The organism is Pseudofulvimonas gallinarii, from assembly GCF_004343305.1.
Classification (GTDB): Bacteria; Pseudomonadota; Gammaproteobacteria; order Xanthomonadales; family UBA2363; genus Pseudofulvimonas; species Pseudofulvimonas gallinarii.
The window spans coordinates 106264-130565 of record NZ_SMAF01000007.1 but is presented as its reverse complement, the minus strand read 5'-3'; the positions used below and the strand labels follow the sequence as shown (position 1 = coordinate 130565).

At 69.1% G+C, this 24302-nt stretch carries 16 protein-coding genes; 11 read left to right on the top strand and 5 right to left on the bottom strand.

All coding sequences use genetic code 11. The features are described 5' to 3' along the window. Nucleotides 1-263: 263 nt before the first annotated feature. Entirely contained in the window at nucleotides 264-3440 is a 3177-nt protein-coding gene (locus EDC25_RS06865; RefSeq protein ID WP_132577347.1) for an efflux RND transporter permease subunit, read from the bottom strand. Nucleotides 3441-3527: 87 nt separating this feature from the next. Then, nucleotides 3528-4727, bottom strand: a complete 1200-nt coding sequence (locus tag EDC25_RS06860; protein WP_132577346.1) for an efflux RND transporter periplasmic adaptor subunit — start codon at nucleotides 4725-4727, stop codon at nucleotides 3528-3530. A 362-nt stretch (nucleotides 4728-5089) separates the two neighbouring features. Between EDC25_RS06860 and EDC25_RS06855 the strand changes: the two genes are divergently transcribed. The 9 genes from EDC25_RS06855 to icd all read left to right on the top strand — a co-directional run bounded on the left by EDC25_RS06855 (nucleotide 5090) and on the right by icd (nucleotide 17501). Next, the gene (locus EDC25_RS06855) at nucleotides 5090-5782 is read left to right on the top strand and encodes an alpha/beta hydrolase (RefSeq protein ID WP_132577345.1); all 693 of its coding nucleotides are present in this window, start codon (nucleotides 5090-5092) and stop codon (nucleotides 5780-5782) included. Continuing rightward, nucleotides 5775-6905 (top strand): cell division protein ZapE, encoded by a 1131-nt coding sequence (gene zapE, locus EDC25_RS06850; protein ID WP_243695106.1) that lies wholly within the window; start codon nucleotides 5775-5777, stop codon nucleotides 6903-6905. Before EDC25_RS06855 ends, zapE begins: the two co-directional genes overlap by 8 nt. Beyond that, nucleotides 6902-8410 (top strand): hypothetical protein, encoded by a 1509-nt coding sequence (locus EDC25_RS06845; protein WP_123521371.1) that lies wholly within the window; start codon nucleotides 6902-6904, stop codon nucleotides 8408-8410. The genes zapE and EDC25_RS06845 overlap by 4 nt, the downstream gene beginning before the upstream one ends. A gap of 10 nt (nucleotides 8411-8420) precedes the next feature. Then, nucleotides 8421-9785, top strand: coding sequence for a hypothetical protein (locus EDC25_RS06840; RefSeq protein WP_123521372.1), 1365 nt, complete (start codon nucleotides 8421-8423; stop codon nucleotides 9783-9785). Between the two features lie 53 nt (nucleotides 9786-9838). Next, a complete protein-coding gene (locus EDC25_RS06835) occupies nucleotides 9839-11104 on the top strand; it encodes an amidohydrolase (protein WP_243695108.1) in 1266 nt (421 codons plus the stop codon). A 94-nt stretch (nucleotides 11105-11198) separates the two neighbouring features. Further along, entirely contained in the window at nucleotides 11199-14909 is a 3711-nt protein-coding gene (locus EDC25_RS06830; RefSeq protein WP_123521373.1) for a bifunctional diguanylate cyclase/phosphodiesterase, read from the top strand. A 121-nt stretch (nucleotides 14910-15030) separates the two neighbouring features. Further along, entirely contained in the window at nucleotides 15031-15387 is a 357-nt protein-coding gene (locus tag EDC25_RS06825) for a LysM peptidoglycan-binding domain-containing protein (RefSeq protein ID WP_123521374.1), read from the top strand. A gap of 136 nt (nucleotides 15388-15523) precedes the next feature. Beyond that, a complete protein-coding gene (locus EDC25_RS14905) occupies nucleotides 15524-16003 on the top strand; it encodes a hypothetical protein (RefSeq protein ID WP_205984902.1) in 480 nt (159 codons plus the stop codon). Nucleotides 16004-16175: 172 nt separating this feature from the next. Beyond that, nucleotides 16176-17501, top strand: a complete 1326-nt coding sequence (gene icd / locus EDC25_RS06810; RefSeq protein ID WP_123521377.1) for an isocitrate dehydrogenase (NADP(+)) — start codon at nucleotides 16176-16178, stop codon at nucleotides 17499-17501. Nucleotides 17502-17582: 81 nt separating this feature from the next. Here the strand turns inward: icd and EDC25_RS15155 are convergent, their stop codons facing one another. Next, entirely contained in the window at nucleotides 17583-17705 is a 123-nt protein-coding gene (locus EDC25_RS15155; RefSeq protein WP_484573171.1) for a proprotein convertase P-domain-containing protein, read from the bottom strand. A 171-nt stretch (nucleotides 17706-17876) separates the two neighbouring features. Between EDC25_RS15155 and EDC25_RS06805 the strand changes: the two genes are divergently transcribed. Beyond that, nucleotides 17877-18422, top strand: a complete 546-nt coding sequence (locus EDC25_RS06805; protein WP_132577343.1) for a hypothetical protein — start codon at nucleotides 17877-17879, stop codon at nucleotides 18420-18422. 22 nt (nucleotides 18423-18444) lie between these two features. On the opposite strand, the gene EDC25_RS06800 is transcribed toward EDC25_RS06805, so the two are convergent. Beyond that, entirely contained in the window at nucleotides 18445-19662 is a 1218-nt protein-coding gene (locus EDC25_RS06800) for an alkaline phosphatase PhoX (protein ID WP_123521379.1), read from the bottom strand. Between the two features lie 98 nt (nucleotides 19663-19760). Next, nucleotides 19761-23036 carry a S41 family peptidase gene (locus EDC25_RS06795; protein ID WP_123521380.1) on the bottom strand — a complete coding sequence of 1092 codons (3276 nt, stop codon included), beginning with the start codon at nucleotides 23034-23036 and terminating at the stop codon, nucleotides 19761-19763. Nucleotides 23037-23301: 265 nt separating this feature from the next. Between EDC25_RS06795 and EDC25_RS06790 the strand changes: the two genes are divergently transcribed. After that, on the top strand, nucleotides 23302-24279 hold the full coding sequence (locus EDC25_RS06790) for a helix-turn-helix domain-containing protein (RefSeq protein WP_164483961.1): 978 nt from the start codon (nucleotides 23302-23304) through the stop codon (nucleotides 24277-24279). The last annotated feature ends 23 nt before the right edge of the window (nucleotides 24280-24302 follow it).

Below are 24302 nucleotides of genomic sequence, written 5' to 3'. Positions count from 1 at the left end.
AGCGGCAACGGCATCGGGCCCGGATGAACGGATGCAGCGGCGCCGTTGTCGGTCGACAGGCGCTGGTTGCAGCGGCGGGCAGCGCACCCTCCGCCACATCGGGAGGGCGCAACCCGCCTCGTGCAACGTGGCGGGCTTCGGCGCGCACATGAAGCCCAAGGCCCACGGTCGGCCGCCATCGACCGGCGACCGACGGCGTCCGATCGGGTCGGCACGGCCGTGGCCTGCCGCCGCCGGTCAGGCGGCGGCAGGATGGGCCGGGATCAGGCCTTGATCGCGTCGCCGAGGCCCGCCGACGGCAGGTCCGACGGCGCTGGCACGCCTTCCGCGGAATGGCCGCTGCGGTGGTCGCGCGCCAGGTACAGGTAGAACGCCGGCAGCACGAACAGCGTGAACAGCGTGCCGATCGACATGCCGGCCGCGATGGTCACGCCCATCGAGAAGCGCGCCGCAGCGCCCGGTCCGCTGGCGATCAGCAGCGGGATCATCGCGAACACCAGCGCCGCCGTGGTCATCAGCACCGGACGCAGGCGGATGCCGGACGCCTCTTCGATCGCCTCGCGCTTGCTCAGGCCCTTCTCGATCTGCAGGGCATTGGCGAATTCGACGATCAGGATGCCGTGCTTGGAGATCACGCCGACCAGCGTCACCAGGCCGACCTGGGTGTAGATGTTGATGCTCATGCCCGGGAAGGCCTCGATCTGCATCATGCCGAGGATGCCGCCGACGATCGCCAGCAGGTTGATCACGAACAGCGCGCCGCTGATCGCCATCGGTACCGTCACCAGCATGATCAGCGCGTCGCGGAAGCTCTCGAACTGCGCCGCCAGCACCAGGAAAATGATCACCAGCGCGAACAGCAGCGTCACCAGCATGGTCGCGCCCTCCTGCTTGAACTGGCGCGACTCGCCGGCGTAGTCGACGCTGTAGCCCTGAGGCAGGACTTCCGCGGCGGCCTGTTCCAGCACCGCCAGCGCCTCGCCCTTGGATACGCCCGGCCGCGGCGCGAAGGTAATGCCCACCGCGTTGAGCTGCTGGAAGCGTTTCAGCGTCTGCGGCTGCGTGCTTTCCTTCAGTGTCACCAGCGTCGACAGCGGTACCAGTTCGCCGCTGCGCGTGCGCGTGTAGTACTGCTGCAGCTGTTCGGCATTGAGGCGGTCGCTGCGCTGCACCTGCGGGATCACGCGGTAGGAGCGGTTCTGCATGGCGAAGCGGTTGGTGTAGCCGCCGGACAGCATCGCGGCCATGTCGGCCGCCAGCGTGCGCATGTCGATGCCGAGCATCGCCGCCTTGTCGCGGTCGATGTTCACCTCGATGCGCGGCTTGTCGATCTTCAGGTCCTTGTCGAGGAAGATGAAGCGCTTGGAGGCATAGGCGCGGTTGAGGATCTCGTCGGCCAGTTCCGACAGCAGCTCCAGCGAACCGACGCCGCCGATCAGGAACTCGCCGCCACCGTCGCCACCGGCGCTGGGCAGCGATGGCGGGACCAGCGCGAACACGTTCAGGCCGGTGATCTCGCCCAGCTTCGGCTGCAGCTCCTGCTGCAGCACCTGGTTGGTCGAACGCGATCGCTCGCTCCAGGGCTTCAGCACGAAACCGGCCAGCGCCGAATTCGAGCCACCCATGCCGGCGAAACCGCCATTGAACAGGAAGAAATCATCGACCTCGGGAATCTCCGAGACGATCTCGGTCATCTCCTCGGTATAGCGCTCGATGTAGTCCAGCGTCGTGTAGGCGTCGGCCATGCCGATGGAGAAGATGAAGCCCTCGTCTTCCAGCGGCGCCGGCTCCTTCGGCGCCGTGGTGTAGAGGAAGGCGCAGGACACGAACACGATCAGGCCGAAGATCGCGATCACCGACTTTGTCTCCAGCGCGCCGTGCAGGCGGCGCTGGTAGCTGCTGCGCAGTCCCTCGAAGAGGCGGTCCAGCCAGGCTTCCAGGCGGCCCTTGCTGCCGTGGGCATGCGGTTTGAGGATGCGCGAGCACATCATCGGCGTCAGCGTCAGCGCGATGATGCCGGACAGCAACACGGCGCCGGCCAGCGTGAAGGCGAACTCGGTGAACAGCACGCCGGTGAGGCCGCCCTGGAAACCGATCGGCAGGTAGACGGCGATCAGCGTCGTGGTCATCGCAACCACCGGCCACGCCAGTTCACGGGCGCCGATCAGCGCCGCCTCCTTGGGCGACTTGCCTTCCTCGATGTGGCGGTGGATGTTCTCGAGCACGATGATGGCGTCGTCGACCACGATGCCGATGGCCAGCACCATCGCCAGCAGCGTCAGCAGGTTGATGGTGAAGCCCATCAGCAGCATCAGGAACAGCGCGCCGACCAGCGACAAAGGCACCGTCACGGCCGGGATCAGCACGCTGCGCAGCGATCCCAGGAACAGGAAGATCACCACGATCACGATGGCGACCGCTTCGACGATGGTGCGCACGACTTCGTTGATGGCATCGCGGATCGAGTCGGTGCTGTCGTAGGGAATCGTCGCCTCCAGGCCTTCCGGCAGCTGCGGCAGGATTTCCCGGTCCCAGACTTCGCGAACGGCGGTGATGACGTCGAGCGAGTTGGCATCGGGCGACACGAAGATGCCCATGAAGGTCGCGGCCTGGCCGTTGATGCGCACCGACGAACCGTAGTTCTCCGAACCCAGTTCGACGTCGGCGATGTCGCCCAGGCGGACGATGGCGCCGCCCTCCTCGCGCACGATGAGCTGCCGGAATTCCTCCGGCGTGCGCAGGTCGGTGCGGGCGGTCAGGTCCATGGCCACCATCTGGCCCTTGGTCTGGCCCAGCGCCGACAGCACGTTGTTGGCCTGCAGCGCCAGGTGCACGTCGCTGGCGGTGACGCGCAGTGCCGTCATCCGGTCCGGCTTCATCCACACGCGCATGGCGAAGGCGCCGGGGCCCATGATCTGCGCGCGCTGCACGCCCGGGATGGTGGCCAGTTTCGGTTCCACCACGCGCGTCAGGTAGTCGGTGATCTGGTTGTCGTTGAGGCGGTCGCTGGCGAACGACACATACATCGCCGCGACCTGCTGGCCCTGCTGCAGTTCGATCACCGGGTCCTCGGATTCCGGCGGCAGCTCGCCACGCAGCTTGTTCACCTTGGCGGCGATCTGGGTCAGCGCTTCGTTCGGATCATGGTCGAGCCGGATATAGGCCTGGATGACGCTGACGCCCGCCGAGCTGCTGGAGGTCAGGTACTCGATGCCTTCGGCGCTGGCGATCTCGCGTTCCAGCGGCGTGGTGATGAAGCCCTGGATGAGGTCGGCATCGGCGCCGAAATACGTGGTGCTGACGTTCACCACGGCGTTCTGCAGCTCCGGGTACTGGCGCACGTTGAGCTCGCTGTAGGAGCGCAGGCCGAAGAGCAGGATGAACAGGCTGACCACCACGGCCAGCACCGGCTTGTTGACGAAAATATCGGTGAATCTCATCGGTCGTTTTCCCTCCGGCGCCCGGCCGGGGAACGTTCGCAATCAGGTGCCGGCCGTGGCCGGCGACGTCATGGACTGCCGGCGCGCTCAGCGGTTGGCCGGTTCCGGCGATTCCTCTGCGCTGGGCTGGACCTTGTTGTTGATGGTCACCTCGGCGTCGTTGCGCAGCTTCAGCAGGCCGCTGGTGGCGACCCGCTCGCCGACGTCCAGCCCTTCGACGACGGCCACGAGGTCGCCGCGCGTCGCACCGGTACGGATGAAGCGCTGCTGCGCGACCAGTTTGTTGCCGACCAGCGGGTTGCCCATCATGTCCGTCTCGCCCGGCTGGCGCGCGACTTCGGTGATGACGAACACCGAATTGCCGTAGGGATTGAAGGTCACCGCGGTCTGCGGCACCGCCAGCGCCGTCAGCGCTTCGCCCAGGTCGCTGCTGACGCGCGCGAAGGTGCCCGGTCGCAACACTTCGTCGGGATTCTCCAGCGTCGCCTGCACCAGGAAGTTGCGGGTGCTGGCGTCCACCTGCGACTCGATCGCCGTGATCGTGCCGTTGAAGCGCTGGCCCTGCAGCGCGTCGACCGTCGCCGTCACCGCCTGGCCGACGGAAACGCGGCTGACTTCCTGTTCGGGCAGCGAGAAGTTCAGGTGGATCGGATCGAGCATCTGCAGGCTGACGATGGCGTCACCGGGATTGATGTACTGGCCCAGGTTGACCTTGCGGATGCCGAGCACGCCGTCGAACGGCGCCCGGATGGACTTGCGGGCGATCAGCGCGCGCTGCGCCGCGACATCGGCCTGCAGGCGTTCGGCTTCGCTTTCGCGCTGGTCGAGGTCGGCCCGGGCGACCGCCTGGCGGGTGCTGAACAGCTCGCGGTAGCGGTCGCGCTGGGTGATCGCGAGTTTCAGCGCCGCTTCCATCGAGGCCAGGGTGGCCGACTCGGCGGTCGCATCAAGCTGCAGCAGCAGGTCGCCCTTCTTCACGCGCTGGCCGGATTCGAAGCGGATCGTCCGGATCACGCCCGGCGACTCGGTGGTGACGTCGGTGCCGTTCACCGCGACCAGCGTGCCGACGGCATCCAGCGACTGCGGCCAGGTGCGCTGCACGACCTCGGTGGCGGTGACGGCGACGGCCGGCTGCGGCATGTTGTCGAAGAACTGGTTCATGCCGGCGGACATCATGGCCTTGACGGCGAACAGTCCGCCCAGCAGCACCCCGGCGAGGATCAACATGATGATCATGCGCTTGGTGGTGGAAGGCTTCTTCTCGGGTCGGGCGTTACGCGGGGTCATGGACGGCATTCCTGGGCAAGGGCGGCAAGAGGGAAGGGCGCTCGATCGGCGCGGAATACGGACTGGAACCGCCGGCGCGATGCTCCCTCGGCCGGTGCGATATCCACGGGAACGGAGGTTAGGCCCGGGCGGTGACTGTTCCTGTCACCAAACCGGTCGCGGGCGCTCCGGGTGGAAGGCGGGGTGTTCCAGTACCCTCGGGTTCAGTAAAGGTCGCGAGTGTGGCGACCCTGATCGAATGCGGCAAGGGTCATTCGACACGGGTCCCCGGATTGCGGTCCGCCAGTCGGCCCGGGTTCAGGCTGAGGACGGCTGGCGGGCCTGCGCTATCATGCCCGGCGTTGCCCGGACCCACTTCGCCCATGCCTGTTGTTCCGCCTGCTGCCAATCCCGACACCTTCCCGGAGGAATCCGGTGAACTGAGGCTGGTCGGCCCTGCCGGACCGATCGAGGCCTTCCTTGAACTGCCGGAGCCCGCCGAGGCGCGGGCCGGCGTGGCGATCATCTGCCACCCGCATCCGCTGCACGAAGGCACGATGCACAACAAGGTCGTGACCATGCTGTCGCGGAGCCTGCGCGAACTGGGCCTGGCGGCGCTTCGCTTCAACTTCCGTGGTGTTGGCGAATCGGCCGGCAGCTACGACGGCGGCAAGGGCGAGGCCGAGGATGTCGAGGCCATTGCGCGCTGGCTGGAGACCGTGCGCCCCGGCGATGCCCTCTGGCTGGCCGGCTTCTCCTTCGGTTCCTACGTCGCCGCGCGTGCCGCCCAGCGCCTGCCCGTCCGCCAGCTGATCAGCGTCGGCCCGGCGGTGGAGAACTTCGATTTCGCCAGCCTGCGCCGTCCGGACTGCCCGTGGGTGGTCATCCAGGGCGAAGAGGACGAGGTCGTGAAGCCGGAGGCGGTATTCGACTGGGCGGCATCGGTGAAGCCGGCGCCCCAGCTCATCCGCATGCCGGAAACCGGCCACTTCTTCCATCGCCGCCTGATGGACCTGCGCGGCGCCCTGAAGAACGCGGTCAAGACGAACCTGCCGCCTTTGCGCGGCGATGGCTGACGGCGGCTCGTCGGCGATGCCCGGGCGGGCGCCCAGTGCCGCCTACGAGGCGGGAGTCGTCGCCGGCCGCTGGCAGGACGATCCGCGCCAGCGCGCGCTGCTGCCGCTGTTCGACCGCATCCAGGCCGCCGCGCGCGCGCCGGCCCGGCCGGCCGGCGGGCTGCTGGCGAAGCTGCGGCGCTCGCGGACACCTGTCCAGCCCCAGGGCCTGTACCTCTGGGGCGGCGTCGGTCGCGGCAAGACCTTTCTCCTCGACCTGCTCGCCGCCTCGCTGCCCTCGGGACGCGCGCAGCGCCTGCACTTCCACCGCTTCATGGCACAGGTGCACGAACAGCTGACCGGACTGCGCGCGCGCGGCCAGGCCGATCCGCTGGACGACATCGCCGCGCAGCTGGCGCGTCGATGCCGGGTGCTGTGCCTCGACGAGTTCATCGTCAACGACATCGGCGACGCCATGCTGCTGTCGGGCCTGCTCGAAGGCCTGTTCTCGCGCGGCGTGATGCTTGCCACCACATCGAACACCGCGCCCGACAACCTGTACCGGAACGGCCTGCAGCGGGCGCGCTTCCTGCCGGCGATCGGGCTGCTCAAGCGCCACTGCCAGGTCGTCGAGCTGGTGTCGGACACCGACTACCGGCTGCGCGGCCTGACACGTGCGCCGGTGTACCTGCATCCGGTAAACGCCGACACCGAGGCGCGCCAGGCGCAGCGCTTCGTGGATCTCGGTCGCGAGGAAGGCCGGATGCCGGCGACGCTGGACATCGCCGGCCGCACGCTGGTCGCGCGCGGCCTCGCCGAAGACGTCGCCTGGTTCGATTTCGCCCAGCTTTGCGCCGGTCCGCGCGCGGTCTCCGACTACATCGAACTGGCGCGCGGCTATTCGACCGTGCTGGTCAGCGGCGTGCCCGCCTTCGGGCCGGCGACGCTCGACGACCAGGCCAAGCGCTTCATCCTCCTGGTCGACGAGTTCTACGACCGCAAGGTCAAACTGCTGCTGACGGCCGAGGTGCCGGTGACGTCGCTGTACCCGGCCGGGCGGCTGCGCGCCGAGTTCGAGCGGACCGAAAGCCGCCTGATCGAGATGCAGAGCCAGGACTACCTGGCGCAGGCACACCAGCCGTGAACCGCGAAGCGGCGCCATCCTGGGGCCGCGCGTGGCCGGTCGCGACAGGGCTGGCGCTCGCCTGCGTGGCCTGGCCGCTGCTGCAGGCGGGCTTCCACACCGACGACTGGATCTGGCTGGCGATCGTGCGCCACCTCGACCACCCGTTCTCGCCCTACGTCACCGGCATCCTTCACGAGTACTTCTACCGGCCCAGCTCGATCGCGCTGTGGTGGCTGGCCGAACGCATGGCCGGGCACGACAGCGGCGGCCATTACCTGGTCGACATCGGCGTGCACGCGGCCAGCTGTCTTGCCATCGTCGCGCTGCTGCGTCGCTGGGGCGTGGGCCTGCCCGCGGCCATGCTGGCCGGCCTGCTGTTCGCGGTCGCGCCATCGGCGGCGGGGACGGTGTCGTGGTTGTCGAACCGCAACGAGCTGCTCGCCGTGGCGGCCGGCTTCGGTGCGCTGCGCCTGCTCGAGTCCGCGCTGCACCGTCGCCGGCTGCTGCCGGTGGTGGCCCTGCTGCTGGCGCTCTCGATCTCGTCCAAGGAAACCGGACTGGTTTTCGCCAGCGCCGGAATGCTGCGCCTGTACTGCGCGCGCCGCCAGGGCACGGCAGTGGCAGCCGGCGCCTGGTTCGCGCTGCTGCTGCCGGTCGCCGGGCTGTTCCTGATGCGGCGGCTGATGCTGTGGCCGGTGGGCGTCGGCATTTCGGTCGCGGACGCACCGGCCGGCGTCGCCGGCTGGCTGCAAACGGTACCGGCGGCGTTGGCCGGGTTTGCCGGTCCAGCGTGGCTGCATGTCGTGCTGGCGGCCACCGTGGCCGCCGTTCTGCTGGGCGCCGGGTCGGCGGCGCGAATGCAACCGCGACTGCGGATGCCGGTGGGCGTGGTGCTGATCCTGCTGGCGCTGCCACCGCTGCTGCAATGGCCGATCACGCACCTGGTGTTCGCCGATGCCGGCGCGCGCCTGTTCATCGAAAACCTGCGCTTCTTCTATCTGGCAACGGCGGCGCTGGCGATGCTGCTGGCGCTGGCACTGGATGCGCTGCCTGCACGGCTGCGCCCGCGAACCGTGGGCGCGGTCCTGTTGCTTGTCGCGCTGCCCGCCGCCATCGCCGCGCGGGCGCAGACACGAGATTGGGCATCCACCACCGGACCGGTCAGCGCACGCATCCTCGCGCTGGCGGCGCCGGTCGCGGCGCGCAGCTATCCGCAGGGCTGCGTGATCGTGCTCGAACACGGGCACTGGCCGACCGCATTTCCGACCTTCGCCGACGCCATCGTGAAGTTCGCGGCGGCGCGCGACGCCAGTGTCCTGGACTGCGCCGTCTTCACCGACACCGCACCCGCGCACAGCGTGCTTCCCGCCCCGGCCTGCAGTGCGCCGGAGCGGCCCGGACTGCGGCTGCGCATGCAGCAGGGCGTGCCGGTACGGCGCGCGCTGGGCAACCTCTGCCTGGCTGGCTTCGAAGCGCCCGATGCATCGGCGGCGCCGTCGATCATCCGCATCCACCTGGACTGACGGAACGGTCGTGACATCCGCACACGCCACGCGATCCCACGCCGCCTGGTGGGCTGCCCTCGCCGGCTTCGCGGTCACGCTGCTGCTGTTCCATCCCGGTTGGCTGAGCGTCGATTCGGCCGTGCAGCTCTGGCATGCCCGCACCGGCGCCTACACCAGCGACCACCCGGTCGCGATGGCGATGCTGTGGTCGTGGATCGATCCGTGGTGGCCGGGTTCCGGTGGCCTGTTCGTGCTGTTCGCAGCGGGCTACTGGTCGGCGCTGGCCTGGCTGGCCTTCGAGCTGTTCCGCGGCGCGCGCGCCCAGTTGCTGACCGTGCTGCTGATCGGTCTGTGGCCGGCCAACCTGGGCATGGTCGCGCACCTGTGGAAGGACATTCCGACGGCGTTCTTCGCGCTCTGGGCCTGCGCGCTGCTGCTGCGCGAGCGGCGCCGTCCCTCGCGGCGATTGCGCTGGCTGGTACCGATGGTGCTGCTCGGCGCCTGCCTGTTCCGGCACAACGCCCTGCCGTTCGTGCTGCCATTGCTGTGGTACTGGAGCGGGCGCTGGCCACGCCTGCACGGGTCGCCGGTGCAACGGACCGTCGCCACGCTGGCGGTCACCGCCGTGATCGCCGTGGTCGCCGCCCTGCCCAACAAGCTGCCCGCGGTCACCGAACGCGCGGTCTGGCCGCTGCTGCAGACCTGCGACCTGGCGGCGCTGTCCGTGCGCACAGGGCAGATGCTCATTCCCCGGAGCATGCAGGAGCAGCCGCTTCAGGTCGACGAACTGCGCGCGGTGCTCAAGCCTTACGCCCTGATCACGGCCTTCGAGACCCGCAAGCTGGTGATCGCCACCTTCCAGGACCTGACCGCGCAGCAGCGCGCCGATCTCGATCGCGCCTGGTGGTCGGCATGGCGGGACCACCCGGGTGAATTCCTCCGCCACCGTGCACAGATGACCGGCCTGCTGCTGGGATTGCGGCAGTCGCAGATGCCGCTGTCGCTCACCATCGCGCCGGGCCGCGTCGCGGCGCCGGTGGGACCGGCCGTGGAAGCGGCATGGCCCTGGGACGCCGCGGTCATGCGCGCGTTCTCGGTGCTGGCGACCACGCCGCTGTTCGCCGCCTGGCCCTACCTGCTGGCGGGCATCGCGCTGGTCCTCTCCAGCCTGCGCCGGCCCGTGCATGCGCTGTTCTTGCCGGTGATGGTCTCGGCGATGTGCTTCGCGGCGCCGCTGCCGCTGCTCGCCGCCAGCGCCGAATACCGCTACCTGTTCTGGCCGGTGCTGGCGGTGATGGTCGCGGCGGCATTGCGCCTGGCCGGACCGGATGCGCCGGAGCGGCCCCGACGCCCGGACATTGGCGCATACTTGCCGCAGGGAGGACCACACTGATGCGATATCCACGCCTGTCGGCCACGCTGCTGGCCACTGTCATCACTGCGGCGATGGCGCCCGCCGTGTCGGCCGAAGTCGCCGCACCTGATGCCGACACGCTCGCCGCCAGCGTCGAGGCAGCGGTCGTCGGCTGGCGGCGCGACCTGCACGAACATCCCGAGCTGGGCAACCGCGAGCACCGTACCTCCGCACTGGTCGCCGGCCACCTGCGCGCGCTCGGGCTCGACGACGTCCGCACCGGCATCGCCCATACCGGCGTCACCGCCGTGCTGCGCGGCGGGCTTCCGGGCCCGCGGCTGGCGCTGCGCGCCGACATGGACGCGCTGCCGGTGACCGAGCGCACCGGCCTGCCGTTCGCATCGAAGGCGACGGCGCAGTTCCGCGGCGAAACCGTCGGCGTGATGCACGCCTGCGGCCACGACGCGCATACCGCGATCCTCATGGGCGTGGCGCAGGCCCTGGCCAGCGTGCGCGAACAGCTGCCAGGCGAAGTGCTCTTCATCTTCCAGCCCGCCGAGGAAGGTCCGCCGGAAGGCGAGGACGGCGGCGCCCTCATGATGCTGAAGGAAGGCATCTTCGAGCGCTTCAAGCCGGATGCGGTGATGGGCCTGCACGTGTTCTCGACGCTGCGCGCCGGCGAACTCGGCTACCGCGCCGGTCCGCTGATGGCCGCTTCCGACCGCTTCCGCATCGTCGTCAAGGGGCGGCAGACCCATGGCTCGCGGCCCTGGGGTGGCGTCGATCCCATCGTCGCCGCCGCCGACATCATCGGTTCGGCCCAGCACATCGTCAGCCGGCAGATGGACCTGAGCCGCCAGCCCGTCGTGGTCAGCTTCGGCGCCATCAAGGGCGGCATCCGCTACAACATCATTCCCGATGAAGTGGAACTGATCGGCACCATCCGCACCTTCGACGAGGGCATGCGCCAGGACGTATTCAAGCGCCTGATCGACATCGCGACGAACGTCGCCGCCGCGCACGGCGCCACCGTCGATGCCCAGGTGCCCGACCAGGACGGCAATCCGGTCACTTCGAACGACCCGGCCCTGAGCGCGCGCATGCGGCCCTCGCTGGAAGCGGTGGCGGGCGCCGGCAAGGTCATCGCCATGCCGTTGAACATGGGCGCCGAGGACTTCTCGGAGTATGCGCTTCGCGTGCCCGGGTTCTTCTTCTTCGTCGGCGCGACGCCGGTCGACCGGGATCCGCGCACGGCGCCCAGCAACCACTCGCCGGAGTTCTTCCTCGACGAGTCGGCACTGGCGCTGGGCACGCGCGCGATGTTGCGCCTGAGCCTGGATTTCCTGGGCCAGCCATGATCGTGCCAGGCGCCTTGTCCGGTCCAGGCATCGGCGCTACCGTGCCGGTATCTGGCCGGTCGAGCCGGCCGCCCATCCTGGACCGCCACGGACGATGATCCGCACCCTGCCCAAGCTGGCCGAGCAGCGTCTGCCGCGCCTGCTGTGGATGTCCGGCGGCGTGGTCATCGTGCTGGTGCTGATCCTGCTGGTCCTGCTGCTCGGTCACCTGCGCCGCAGCGAACTCGACAACGCCGCGCGCGAGCTGTCGTCGCTGTCGAAGTCGGTCACCGCGATGGTCGACCGCTACCTGGATACGCATGCGCTGGCATTGCGCGCCGTCGCCCGGCTGGCGGTGGAGGATGGCGAATACCTGGGTCGCAGCCTTGCCGCGCTGTCGGAACTGAGGGCCAGCGTTCCGGCGCTGGACGAGCTGCTGATCGTCGACCCCGATGGCCGCGTGCTCGATGGCGGCAGCGGCGCGCGCGCCCTCGATGCCGGCATCCTGGCGCAGCGCGAGACCTGGCTCGCCGCCGGCCGGCCGCTGGTCGAACCACCGCGCCAGCTGGGTTCGGGCCGCTGGTTCATGCGCATGATCCTGCCGCTCGACCACCCGCGCATCGGCTGGCTGGTCGGCGAGCTCGACGTGCACGCGCTCGACGGCCTGCTGGCCGGCATCAATGTCGGTCCCGGTGGCGGCGTGCTGGTGTTCCACGAGCACGGCCCGCTGGTTGCGCGCCACCAGGATGGCGACCGCTACCGCGCCGCCGAAGGCATGACCCTCGATACCTGGCAGCAGGCGGCCGTGGGCGGCGAAATCCGGAGCGTCCGCCAGGGTGCCGCCGAAGGCGCCGACCGGACGGTCGCGCTCGAACGGCTGCCACACCATTCGCTGGTGGTCGCCGTCGAGCGCGAGCAGTCGCGCATCCTCTCCGGATGGTGGCGCCTGGTCTGGGCGGCGATGGCGACCTTCGTGTTGATGGCCATGGTGCTGCTGACCGCCATCGGCCTGATCCGGCGCGCCTGGAACACGGCGCTGGCCGCCACCAACGAAGTGGGCATGGAGCAGGAGCGGCTCAGCGAGGTGCAGGAGATCGCCGGCCTGGGCTTCTGGGAGCTGGAAACCGCGACCGACCAGCTGATGTGTTCGGAGGAAGTCGAGCGCCTGCTCGAACTGGATCCGCAGCCACGGCGCCTGGGCTACGGCGCGCTGCTGGCGCGCGTCGAACCCGGCGAGCGCGAGGCGATCGAGATGCAGCTGCACCAGGCGGTGGTGAACGACGTCCCCGTCGACATCCCGATGCGCATCCTGCGTCACCATGGCCGTGTCCGGCACCTGCGCCTGCGTGCCCGCCCGCGCATCGACCGCCGCGGCGTGCAGGTGCTTACCGGCACGCTGCTCGACGTCACCGATGTCACCGAGGCCCAGGAGCGCCTCGCGCTCGCCGAAGCGCAGTACCGCTACCTGTTCGAGCTGAGCCCGGTGCCGCTTTGGGTCTTCGACCTTGAAAGCCGGCGCTTCGTCGCCGTGAACCAGGCGACAGTCGAGCTGTACGGCTGGTCGCCGCTGCAGTTCCTGGACATGAGCCTGTCCGACCTCGCGGTTCCCGACACCGCGCCGGACCTGCAGGCCGCGGCGCTGACCGATGCCACCGCCGAGAACGGCCTGATGTGGCGCCACATCACCAGCGACAACCGCATCGTGCACGTGCGCATCTACAGCACGCCGGTCAGCTTCGAGGGCCGCGAGGCGCGCCTGGTCGCCAGCCTCGACTTCACCGACAAGGTGCGCGCCGAAGCCGAGCTGGCCGACAGCGAGGCCCGCTTCCGCCTCGTCGCCCGCGTCAGCAACGACGCCATCTACGATTTCGACGCCAACCACCGCAGCCTGTGGTGGAGCGACAGCTACTACCACCATTTCGGCGCCGATCCCGAGCTCGACGACAGCTCGCTGGACACCTGGGCGCAGCGCATCCACGACGACGACCGCGAGGCGGTGGTGAAGGGCATCAAGGCGGCCCTCGACGGCGGTTCCGACGACTGGGAAGCGCAGTACCGCTACCGTCGCCGCGACGGTGGCTATGCCCATGTCCAGGACCGCGGCTACATTCTCCGTGACGACAGCGGCCGCGCCGTGCGCATGGTTGGCGGCGTCCTCGACCGCTCACGCGAGCTGGCCGCGCAGAAGGCGCTGGCCGAGCGCGAAAGCAGCTACCGCGGGCTGATCGAACGACTGCCGCTGCCGCTGCTGGTGCTGCGCGACGGCGCGGTCGTGTTCGCCAATCCATCGGCCGGCTTCGCCCTGCAGGACGGCGAAGGCCAGCCGCTGGTCGGCCGCCGCATCGAGGCCCTGTTCGACGCCGACGTCGTCGGTTCGCTGCATGATCCCGAGTGGCAGGCGGTGCGCCGCCAGGTCCGCGTCCACCTGCCCAATGGCGGCCACTACCTGGCCGAACTGTCGGTCTCCGATTATCACGACAGCAGCGGTGGCGGGCTGCAGGTGATCGTCCGCGACCTCACCGAGCAGCTGCGCTTCGAACAGATCCTCACGCATCAGGCGCAGCACGACGAACTCACCGGCCTGCCGAACCGGCGCGCGCTGAAGGATCGCCTGCGTGCCTGGCTGGCCACCGGTTCCGACCACGGCGAGCTGGCGGTGATCTTCATCGACCTCGACCAGTTCAAGCTCATCAACGATGCCCTCGGCCATGCCGTCGGCGACAACGTCATCTGCGCCGTCGCCGAACGCCTGCTCGGCAGCATCGGCCCGGGCACCACGCTCGGCCGCTTCGGCGGCGACGAATTCATGCTGCTGGCCGACGCCGATGCCGCCGACGAGCTGATCCGGACCATCCAGGAGGTGGTCGCCGAGCCGATCGAGGTGATGGGCGCGACGCAGTTCCTCACCGTCAGCATCGGCGTCGCCATCGCGCCGCGCGACGGCCAGGACGCCGATACGCTGATCCGCAGCGCCGACACCGCGATGTACGAGGCCAAGCGCCTGGGCCGCAACCGTTCGGCGATGTTCTCCGATGTCCTTCACCGCACCGCCAGCAACCGCCTCGAACTGGTGTCGCGCCTGCGCCAGGCCGACCTCGGCAAGGAGCTGGCCCTGTACTTCCAGACCCAGCACGACGCGCGCACGGGCGAAGTCAGCGGCGCGGAGATGCTGCTGCGCTGGCCCAACGGTCCCAGTGCCCTGCGCCAACCGGGACGCTTCATCCCGATCTGCGAGGAAACCGGCCTGATGGTGCCGATCGGGCGCTGGGTGCTGCGCGAGGCATGCCTCCGCCAGGGCGAGCTGTCACGCCTGGTCGGCCGGCCCTGCCGCGTCGCCGTGAACGTGTCGGCGCAGCAGTTCATGCACGACGACCTGGTCGCGGAAGTCGCCTCGGTTCTCGAGGAAACCGGACTGCCCGGTTCGATGCTGGAACTGGAGATCACCGAAAGCGTCATCCTCGCCGACCCGGGCGGGGTGGTGCGCGCGATCGAGAACCTGCGTGCGCTCGGGGTCGAAGTCTCGATCGACGATTTCGGCAGCGGCTATTCCAACCTGGGCTACCTCAGCCGCCTGCCGGTCACGCGCCTGAAGATCGATCGCAGTTTCGTGCGCGACGTGCTCGAGGACCGCCAGCAGGAAGCGATCTGCGCCTCGATCATCGCCCTTGCGCACAGCCTCTCGCTGCGCGTCGTCGCCGAAGGCGTCGAGACGCAGGGGCAGCGCGACTGGCTGGTCGCGCATGGTTGCGACGAGCTGCAGGGCTACCTGTTCTCGAAGCCCCGACCCTTCCCGGACGCCGAACTGGCGCCGCTGGAAGCGGGCTGAAAATAATCCGGCACGACGATGCCCCGTGGCGGCATCATTGGCGCGGCGGGATAACGCCCCGTTAACCCGACCGTTGTATAAGCGCTGTCATGTCCACCCGCAGATCCAGGAGGTTCCTGCGATGAGTTCCGATCCCGTCAAACCCGATTTTTCCAAGGTCAAGGGTGGCTTTGCCAGCCTCCCGGATCCGGTGCCGGCACCGGAAGCACCGAAGCCCGACTTCAGCAAGGTCAAGGGCGGATTCGCCTCGGCCGACGAAGTGCCCGAGCCCGGCCTGATGCCCGTCAATTCGACGACGGTCACGCCGACCTATACCGTCGCCAAGGGCGACTCGCTGTCGAAGATCGCCAAGGAAATCTACGGCAAGGCGTCGCTGTGGACCCTGATCTACGAAGCCAACCGCGACGTGATAAAGAACCCGGACCTGATCCAGATCGGCTGGGTCCTGAAGATCCCGCCGGCACCGACAGCGACCTGACGGCGCGCGGCCGGATGACCGACGGCCGGCCGCGGAGGCCATCCGCGGCCATCGCGGCCGTTGTCGCCATTCCGGCCGTTCGCCATAACGCCAGCATCACCGTGCATTCGAAGACCCAACAGATCCGGGAGACACCATGAACCGTATTCGTCCCACCGCCCTTGTCCTCGCCCTGGCCGTCGCCGGCCTCACCGCCTGCAAGAAGGACGAGCCCGCTCCGGCACCCGCGCCCGCTCCGTCGCCGGCACCGGCCGCCACCCCGGCACCGCCGCCGGCCCCGGCTGCCGCGCCGCTGGCCGTCGCCGACGTGCAACTGGGCAACGCGCTGACCGAAAGCGGCGATGCCGTGCCGATGACCGGCGCCTTCTCGCCCAAGGATGCAATCCACGCGGTCGTCCACACCACCGGCGTCGGCAACGCGACCCTGGGGGCCAACTGGACCTACGGCGCCGACCGCCAGGCGGTCCACCAGGAAGAACACCGCATCGACACCGACGGACCGTCGCGCCACCTGTTCCGCATCAACATGGAAGACGGTTTCCCGACCGGCACCTACCAGGTCGACGTGACGCTGGACGGCAACGTCGTTTCCAGCAAGTCGTTCTCGATCGAGTAACGACCCCGCCGCGGCGCCGCGGCAACGCGGCGCCAAGGGCTTCGCGGGCGCACCCCCAGGGGCACGCCCGCCGCTTCCGGGCACCGCCGCCCTTCACCCGCAGCGCCGCACGCGCGACAATGGCGGTCCCGCGTCCTGCCGTCCGGCAGGCCAACGCAGACTTGGAGCAATCATGACCCAGACACTGGTGCCGCCATCCGGTGGCGAAAAGATCAGCATCGTCAACGGTGCGCTGCAGGTACCCGATCATCCGATCGTGCCGTTCATCGAAGGTGACGGCACCGGTCCGGACATCTGGCGCGCCAGCGTCCGCGTGCTCGATGCCGCCGTCGCCAAGGCCTATGCCGGCGCCCGCTCCATCAAGTGGATGGAAGTGCTGGCCGGTGAGAAGGCCTTCAACCAGACCGGTAACTGGCTGCCCGACGAAACCGTGCAGGCCTGCCGCGATTACCTGGTTTCCATCAAGGGTCCGCTGACCACGCCGGTCGGTGGCGGCATCCGTTCGCTCAACGTCGCGCTGCGCCAGCTGCTCGACCTGTACGTGTGCCTGCGCCCGGTGCGCTGGTTCGACGGCGTCCCCAGCCCCGTGCGCGAACCGCAGAAGGTCGACATGACGATCTTCCGCGAGAACACCGAGGACATCTACGCCGGCATCGAATACGCCGCTGGTACGCCGGAATCCAAGCTGCTGCTCGAGTTCGTCGAGAAGACCTTCGCCCGGGACTTCGACAAGATCCGCTTCGGCAGCGAAAAGAAGAGCGGCGACTGGCAGAAGCGCCTGGAGTCGATCGGCGGTCCGGCCCGCCCGGCGCCGGTACAGGTCGGCATCGGCCTGAAGCCGGTGAGCTACCTCGGCACCGAGCGCCTGGTCCACAGCGCCATCTCCTACGCGATCCGCGAAGGCAGCAAGTCGGTGACCCTGGTGCACAAGGGCAACATCATGAAGTTCACCGAAGGCGCCTTCCGCGACTGGGGCTACCAGGTCGCGCGCGAACACTTCGGCGCCGTCGAGCTGGACGGCGGCCCCTGGCACATCATTCCCGACGGCAAGCCGGGCGCCGGCATCGTCATCAAGGACGTGATCGCCGACGCCTTCCTGCAGCAGATCCTGACGCGTCCGGCCGAGTACGACGTGATCGCCACCATGAACCTCAACGGCGACTACATCTCCGACGCGCTCGCCGCCTGCGTCGGCGGCATCGGCATCGCCCCCGGTGCGAACGTCAACTACGTCTCCGGCCATGCGGTCTTCGAAGCCACCCACGGCACCGCGCCGAAGTACGCCGACCTCGACAAGGTCAACCCGGGCTCGGTGATCCTGTCGGGCGAGATGATGCTGCGCTACATGGGTTGGACCGAAGCCGCCGACCTCATCATCAAGGGCATGAACGGCGCCATCGCCAGCAAGCACGTCACCTACGATTTCGCCCGCTTGATGGAAGGCGCGACCGAAGTGAAGTGCTCGCAGTTCGCCGACGGCGTCATTGCGGCGATGTAGTCCGGGCGGCGTGCGGAAGCGGTTCCGCACGCCGATCTTCGGGGCATGGAGGTCCATGGCCCGCGGATCGCGGATCGCGCGCTAGGGCTGGAATCCGTTGCGGAAAATCTGGTCCTCGTGGACGATGCACCAGTAGACCAGCGTCCCCGTGTCGCCAGCAGAATTGTCGCTGACGGTGAGCTGCCAGACTCCGGCGAGCGGCAGGGCCCCGAAAACGGCCAGGGGCTGGTTCGGCTTGTAGCTCCCTTCGAACTGATAGGCCGGATTCCGCTCACGCAGGCACTCTCCAGCGTTCCCACCGCGCTGTCGTCGGCGACCACGAACACATGCTTACCACTGCAACCGAACGTTCCGGGCGGCACGCCTGGCTGATCCATGAGCGTGATCGTCACGCCGCTGGCTGCATGCGTCAGACGCACGATCAGGTCACCGACCCAAGTGTGGGAGATGCCCAGACGGACACGCAGGTTGGTGGCCATGCCCGAACCGGGCACCGCCAGTTGGGAGGTGATTCCTGCGGGCGTGTTCTCGGGTATCTGGAGGTTGGGCACCGATCAGACTTGCGCCGCCGAGGCCAACGCGTCGGGCGGGACGGTCACTTCGCCAGTCCAGGCGACAGCCCTGACGGCAAGAACCGCGGCGGTCCAGCCAACAACGGTCGTCGCTCGCATAATCGTCACCTGTTCCGCGCTTGCGCGAATCTACTCCTGGACCATGGATTCAGCAATGGTCCACGCCGCCGGGTCTGACAGGCCCGAGGGCATGGCCGGCGCCATCGCCAGCAAGCACGTCACCTGGGATTTCGCCCGCCTGATGGAAGGCGCGACCGGAGTGAAGTGCTCGCTGCGGCCTTGGCGTGATCGACGAAGGGCCCGGTGCGAACCGGGCCCTTCCGTTTTTCCGGATCGCCGCACGCCGTAGGCGACGACGTCCGCGATCGCCGTCAGGCAGCGCGCGCGCCGCGGAACGGACCGCTGACCTCGAAGGTCACCCCGTAGTTGCCATCCACCGCCGGACCGCGCTGGGAACTGAAATACAGCCGCGTGCCGTCCGGACTGAAAGCCGGGCCGGCGAGTTCGGAGCCCTCATGCTCGACCTGGAGCAGCGGTGCGGCGCGACCCTCCGGCGTCACCATGACCAGGCGCAGCTCGCCGCCGTCTTCGGCGACGAGCAGGTTGCCGTCCGCCGTGGCGCACAGGTTGTCGACGCCGGTGGCGATGCCGGCCGGGGAGGTCGCTTCACGGTCGTAGATGCACTGGATGGTCTGCGCGGCGCAGTCGATGGCCCAGATGCGGTTGTCGGCGGTGGTCGTGAAATACACCATGCCGGCGTGGTACCACATCCCTTCGCCGCGATCGAAGACGGTGGCCTCGGGCACCTGCAGGCGTGTATACGGCTGGCTGTCATCGGGGTTCGGGTGTGGCACCGGAATCCAGCGCAGCCGGCGCGGCTGGTGGATGTCGCCGGGTTCCATCACCGCCGCTTCCAGCACGCCGGTACCCAGATCAGGATAATCCGGATGACGCGAGCGGTAGAGGCGGCCATCATGGCGGTCCTCCGTGTGGTACACGTGCCCGTGCCGCGGGTCGATGGCCACCGCTTCACGGTAGAGCCAGCCAAGGGCCGGCAGCTCGCGCTGCGGGCGACGGCCCAAGGGATCGCACTCGATGGCACGACCGCGCTCGGTTTCCTCGCAGGTGATCCAGGTGCCCCAGGGCGTCGGGCCACCGCTGCAGTTGCGCGTGGTGCCGTCGGCGATGCGATAGGCGTCGACGATGTTGCCCTGCGGGTCGAAGCGCACGGCACCAACGCCGCCGGCGCCCGGGCCGAGTTCACTGTTGCTGGCATAGACCCAGCCGCCGTCCCCGGCGGCGAAACAGGCGCCGCCGTCCGGCGCGCGGTGCCAGGCATAGCCGCTGCGCCCGATCACCTCGTCGGCGCGCGCGATGATGCGCGACGAAAAGCCTGCTGGAAGGCGCAGGCCATGGGCGTTTGCCGGAAGCAGCGGACCGTAGTCCCAGGCTTCCAGGCCGCCATCGGTGGCCGCAGCGAACGCGCGCCCGACCAGGCGGGGCCCGATGGCGAGCACGCCGGCGGCAAGCAGTGACTGGCGAAGGAACTGGCGGCGCGCGCGCTGCGCGCAGGAGGCGTCGTCTTTCATGGGTCGATGGCGATGGGACATGCGGCCCAGTCTAGCCAAGGCGGACGACCCGTCGAGGACGCCCGCGGGTGCGGGCGTCCAGCATCCGCAAGGTTGCGTCAATCCGCCAGCAGCGGCGGGATCGTCCGCGGGCGCAGCGGCGGCACCGGCGCTTCGGCGAGCTTGCGCCGCAGCCAGTCGATACCGGCCTGCAGCTGCGCGTCATGGCCATTGAAGGTGGCATGCGGCAGGTTGTCGACCTCGATGTCCGGCTGCACGCCGACCGCCTCGATCAGCCACTGGCCGTCGACGCCGTACTGCGGGAACTCCGACACGCGCGCGATGCCGCGGTCGACCAGCGCATTGCCGGCACTGAGCCAGATGCCGGCGCCGGCTGTGCGCGCGCCGATCAGCGGCGCCAGTCCCAGCGACTTCACGCCGGCGGCGAAAGTCTCGCCGTCGGAATAGGTGAAGGCGTCGGTGAGCACCACCAGATGGCCGCGGAAGGCCTGCTGCATGTTCGTGTAGGGCTGGCCGTTCGGACGCTTCCAGAACGCCCAGGCGCGGCGCAGCAGCTTTTCGATGATCCAGGAATCGATGTTGCCGCCGCGGTTGCGGCGCACGTCGATGATCAGGCCGTCGCGATCGAACTGGGCGTAGAACTCGCGCGCGAACGTGGCGATGTCGTTCGCACCCATCGCATACAGGTGCAGGTAGCCGATGCGGCCTTCGCCGGCGTCCTCGACCTTGCCGCGGTTGCGCTCCACCCAGTCGCTGTAGCGCAGGCGTTCCTCGCCGGCGCGATCGGTGGCCACCACGACCGCCTTGAAGTCGCCGCCCCCTCGACGCAGCGAGAGCAGGACCTGGCGACCGGCCTGGTTGCGCAGCAGGTCCGAGACATGGCGCGCGCCGGCAACGGACTGGCCGTTGATGTGCGTGATGACGTCGCCGATGCGGACGTCGACGCCCGGCGCCTGCAGCGGCGAGCGTTCGCCCGGCAGCTCCGGCGGGCCGCGCAGGATGTCGGCGATGCGCAGGCCGTCGCGCACCGGTTCCAGGCGCGCACCCAGGCCACCGGCTTCGGCACCGTCATCGGCGTCGCGGGCATCGCCGCCGCGCACTTGCGAGTGCAGCGCGCCCAGTTCGCCCATCATCTGCGCGAGCACGTCGGCGAGCTCGTGGCGATCGCCGAGACGCGGCAACAGCGGCTCGAAACGGGCCCGCGCCGCCTGCCAGTCGACGCCGCGCATGCGGTCATCGAAGAAGTGGTCGCGGTGCATGCGCCAGGCGTCGGCGAACATCTGTCGCCACTCCGCCGGCGGGTCGATGAGCAGCGACCAGTCCTGCAGGCGGACGGTGACCCGGCTGCGGTCATCCGGCAGCTTGGTCGCGGTATCGGCGATCAGGAACTGGCCGAAGTCGCGGTCGCCATTGCCGGCCGTGCGCAGGAACACCTTGCTGCCGTCGGCCGACAGCGCGTACTCGACGACGCGGCCTTCCACCTGCGTCGCCGCTTCGCCCTTGTTGCCGACCGGCAGCGACTTCAGCGCCGCGCTGTTCCAGTCGCCGTCGAGGAAGTACAGCTTGTCCTTGCCGGCCTGCAGACGACGATAGTTGCCACCCGGCTGCGGCACTTCGAACAGGCGTTCGGCAAGGCCCTCGCGAACCAGTGCCGGCAGCTCCGCCTTCGCACCGTCCTTCTCGTCCGCCCTGCCTTCGCGCCTGCCGTTGTCGGCCGCGGACAGCGACAGCTCGTCGTCGGCAAGGAACGGGAAGCGCTGGTCCGGCTGCAACGACAGCGCGTAGATCTTCGTGCGGCGGTCGAAGAAGGGGCCGGTGTTGCGGTCGCCCCAGGGTGAACCGTTGGCGAGGCGGAAGTCGCGGTCGGACAGGAACCACAGCCAGCGGCCGTCGGGACTGAAGGCCGGTGAATGACTGTGGTAGCGATCGCTGGTCAGCCATTCGCGGCGGTTCTCCGCCAGCGTGAACAGGGCCAGCCGCGAGCGGCCGACCTCGCGGCTCTGGCGCACGAACACCAGGTGGCGGCTGTCGGCCGACCAGGCGACCTGGTCGTAGCCTTCGGCGCCGTCGACGCCGCCGTCGTCGATCAGGCGGTTGCGCCGGTTTTCGGTGTCCAGCAGCCACAGGCGACCGCGCTTGTCGTCGTGGGCGAGATGGCGGCCGTCGGGCGACAGCCAGAGCGACCATCGCCGCACGCCGCCATCATCGGTCAGTGCCTCGCCGGTGCCGCTGCCGTCGGCGGCAAAGCGCCAGATCTCCTGTTCGCCGCCGGCATCGCTGATCGTATACAGCCAACGGCCGTCCGGACTGATGACCGGGCTGGCCAGCCGTTGCGTGGCGGCGCCGATATCGACGTGACGCAGCGCGCCCAGTCCGGCCAGCGTCACCCGGCCGCGCGCGTTGACGGCGATTCGGTCGCCCTTCGGCGCGAAGGCGACAGCGTCGAGATAGCGCAGCGGATCGTCGATCCAGCGGCTGCGACGCTGGTCGAAGTCGGAGACCAGGTGGATGTCCAGGCGCGTGTCGGTCCCGCTGGCGAGGTCGAACACATGCACGTCGGCGCCGAGCTGGTAGGCGACGCGGTCGCCGTGCAGCTGTGCGCTGCGCACGCCGAAGTCGGCATGGCGCGTCAGCGGCTGTGGATCGCTGCCATCGGCGGCCAGCGACCACAGGTTGTCGCGATGGTCGATGTCGGCGATCACCAGCAGGCGGCCGTTCCACCACATCGGCCGGCGCAGGTTGGCATCGCGCGGACCGATGCGCTCGGCTTCGCTGCCACCGCGCAGGTCGAAACGCCACAGCTGTGCCAGCGCGCCGCCCCGGTAGCCGCGGGCATTGTCGCCGGTCATCGCCAGTCCGTAGCGGATGAAATACAGCCAGCGGCCTTCGGGATCGACCACCGCGTCGTTGGCCTCGGCCACCGGAAACACGCTGCGCGCCAGCGACTGCGGGTCGATGGCGGCGACGGCCGAAGACCAGGTGATGCCGGCATCGCCGGCACCGGCGTAGAGGACCTTGCCGTCCTGACTCCAGCCGATGACCTGCGCATTGCCGTTGTCGAAGCTCAGGCGCCGCGGCGGGCCGCCCGCCATCGGCATCACGTACACCTCGCGCGGTCCTTCATAGGTGGCGGAAAACGCGATCCAGCGGCCGTCCGGTGAAATCGCCGCGCGTGTCTCCTCGGCGGCATGTGTGGTCAGGCGACGCGCGGCGCCGCCGCTGGCGGCCACCGACCACAGGTCGCCTTCGGAGGTGAAGACGACGGTGTCGCCGTGGATGGCGGGATGGCGGTAGTAGCCCGGCCCGGCCTGCGCGCTGGACAGGCCCAGCAGCAGACACAGCGGCAGCCAAAGTGCACGACGGACAGCAGACATGTCGGTTTCCCCGGTTCGCGGTTTCTGGACGCCGATGGTAAGTCCTGTCCGGCGCCGTATCCGGCCCTGCGTGCCGGTCAGGCGACGGATACCGGCCGCATCGCGGCAGACGGATGGCAGGAGCGCCTGTGCAGTCGTGGGCTGGTGCGTCCGCCCTGGACGGGTACACTCTTCCGCGTTCAACGGACGAAGGCGGTGGCGCCGGTGTCGGCGCCGGAACGGGAGCGGAGCACTGGAAAGCAACAGCGAAGGCCACTCACTGTCGGTGCTGGGTATTTCCGCGGTCGACGAGCGGATCTACCGGCACCTGGTCCTGCATGATGGCCTGACGCTGAGCGAGCTGACGGCGGCGCTGGCACTCGGCAAGCGCACCACGCTGCGTGCCCTGGAACATCTGGAACTCAACGGCCTGGTCCGGCATTCGCCGGAAACGCCGCGACGCTATTTCGTGGCCCCGCCGGACCTGGCGATCGAGGCGCTGATCCTGAAGCGCCAGGAATCGCTGCAGCGCGCACGCGTGACCGCGCAGGCACTGCAGGAAGCGGCGGCGGCCGGGCGCGCCGGCGGCGGGCCCGAGCAGATGGTCGAACTGATCGCCAGTCGCGAAGGCGAGCGCCTGGTCTTCGAACAGCTCTACATCGGCGCCGCGCACGAAGTGGTGACGCTGATGCGCCTGCCCATGCGCGTATCGCGCATGGAGCCGCCGTATGACGTCTCGTTGCTGCTGCAGGCGCGCGAACGTGATGTCCGCTTCCGCACCATCGTCGATGGCGAATACCTCAATGCGCCCGGCGGCATCGGCTATCTCAACGCCGAAATCGACGCCGGCGTGGAGGCGCGCGAAGTGCCGCACCTGCCGTTCAAGCTGGTGATGGCCGACCGCCGTGTCGCGATCATTCCGCTGAAACTCGAGCAGAGTGACAGCCATATCCTGGTCGTGCGTTCCTCGGCGCTGCTTGATGCGCTGTACGCGCTGTTCGAGATCCTCTGGCAGCGCGGTGCGCCGGTCGGCCTGGCCGGCGATGCCGCCGCACACCAGCGCATGGCCGGCCTTGGCCTGGACGCCGACGAGGAAGCCCTGCTCGACCTGCTCGCCCTGGGCATGAACGACAAGGCGATCGCCCACGAACTGTCGATCGCCCAGCGCACGCTGGAACGGCGTTTCGCCGCGATCCTGCGCGCGCTGGGCGCACGCACCCGCTTCCAGGCCGGTTTCCTGCTCGGACGGCTGCTGGAAAAGTGATGGCGGATTTCCGTCATGGCGGA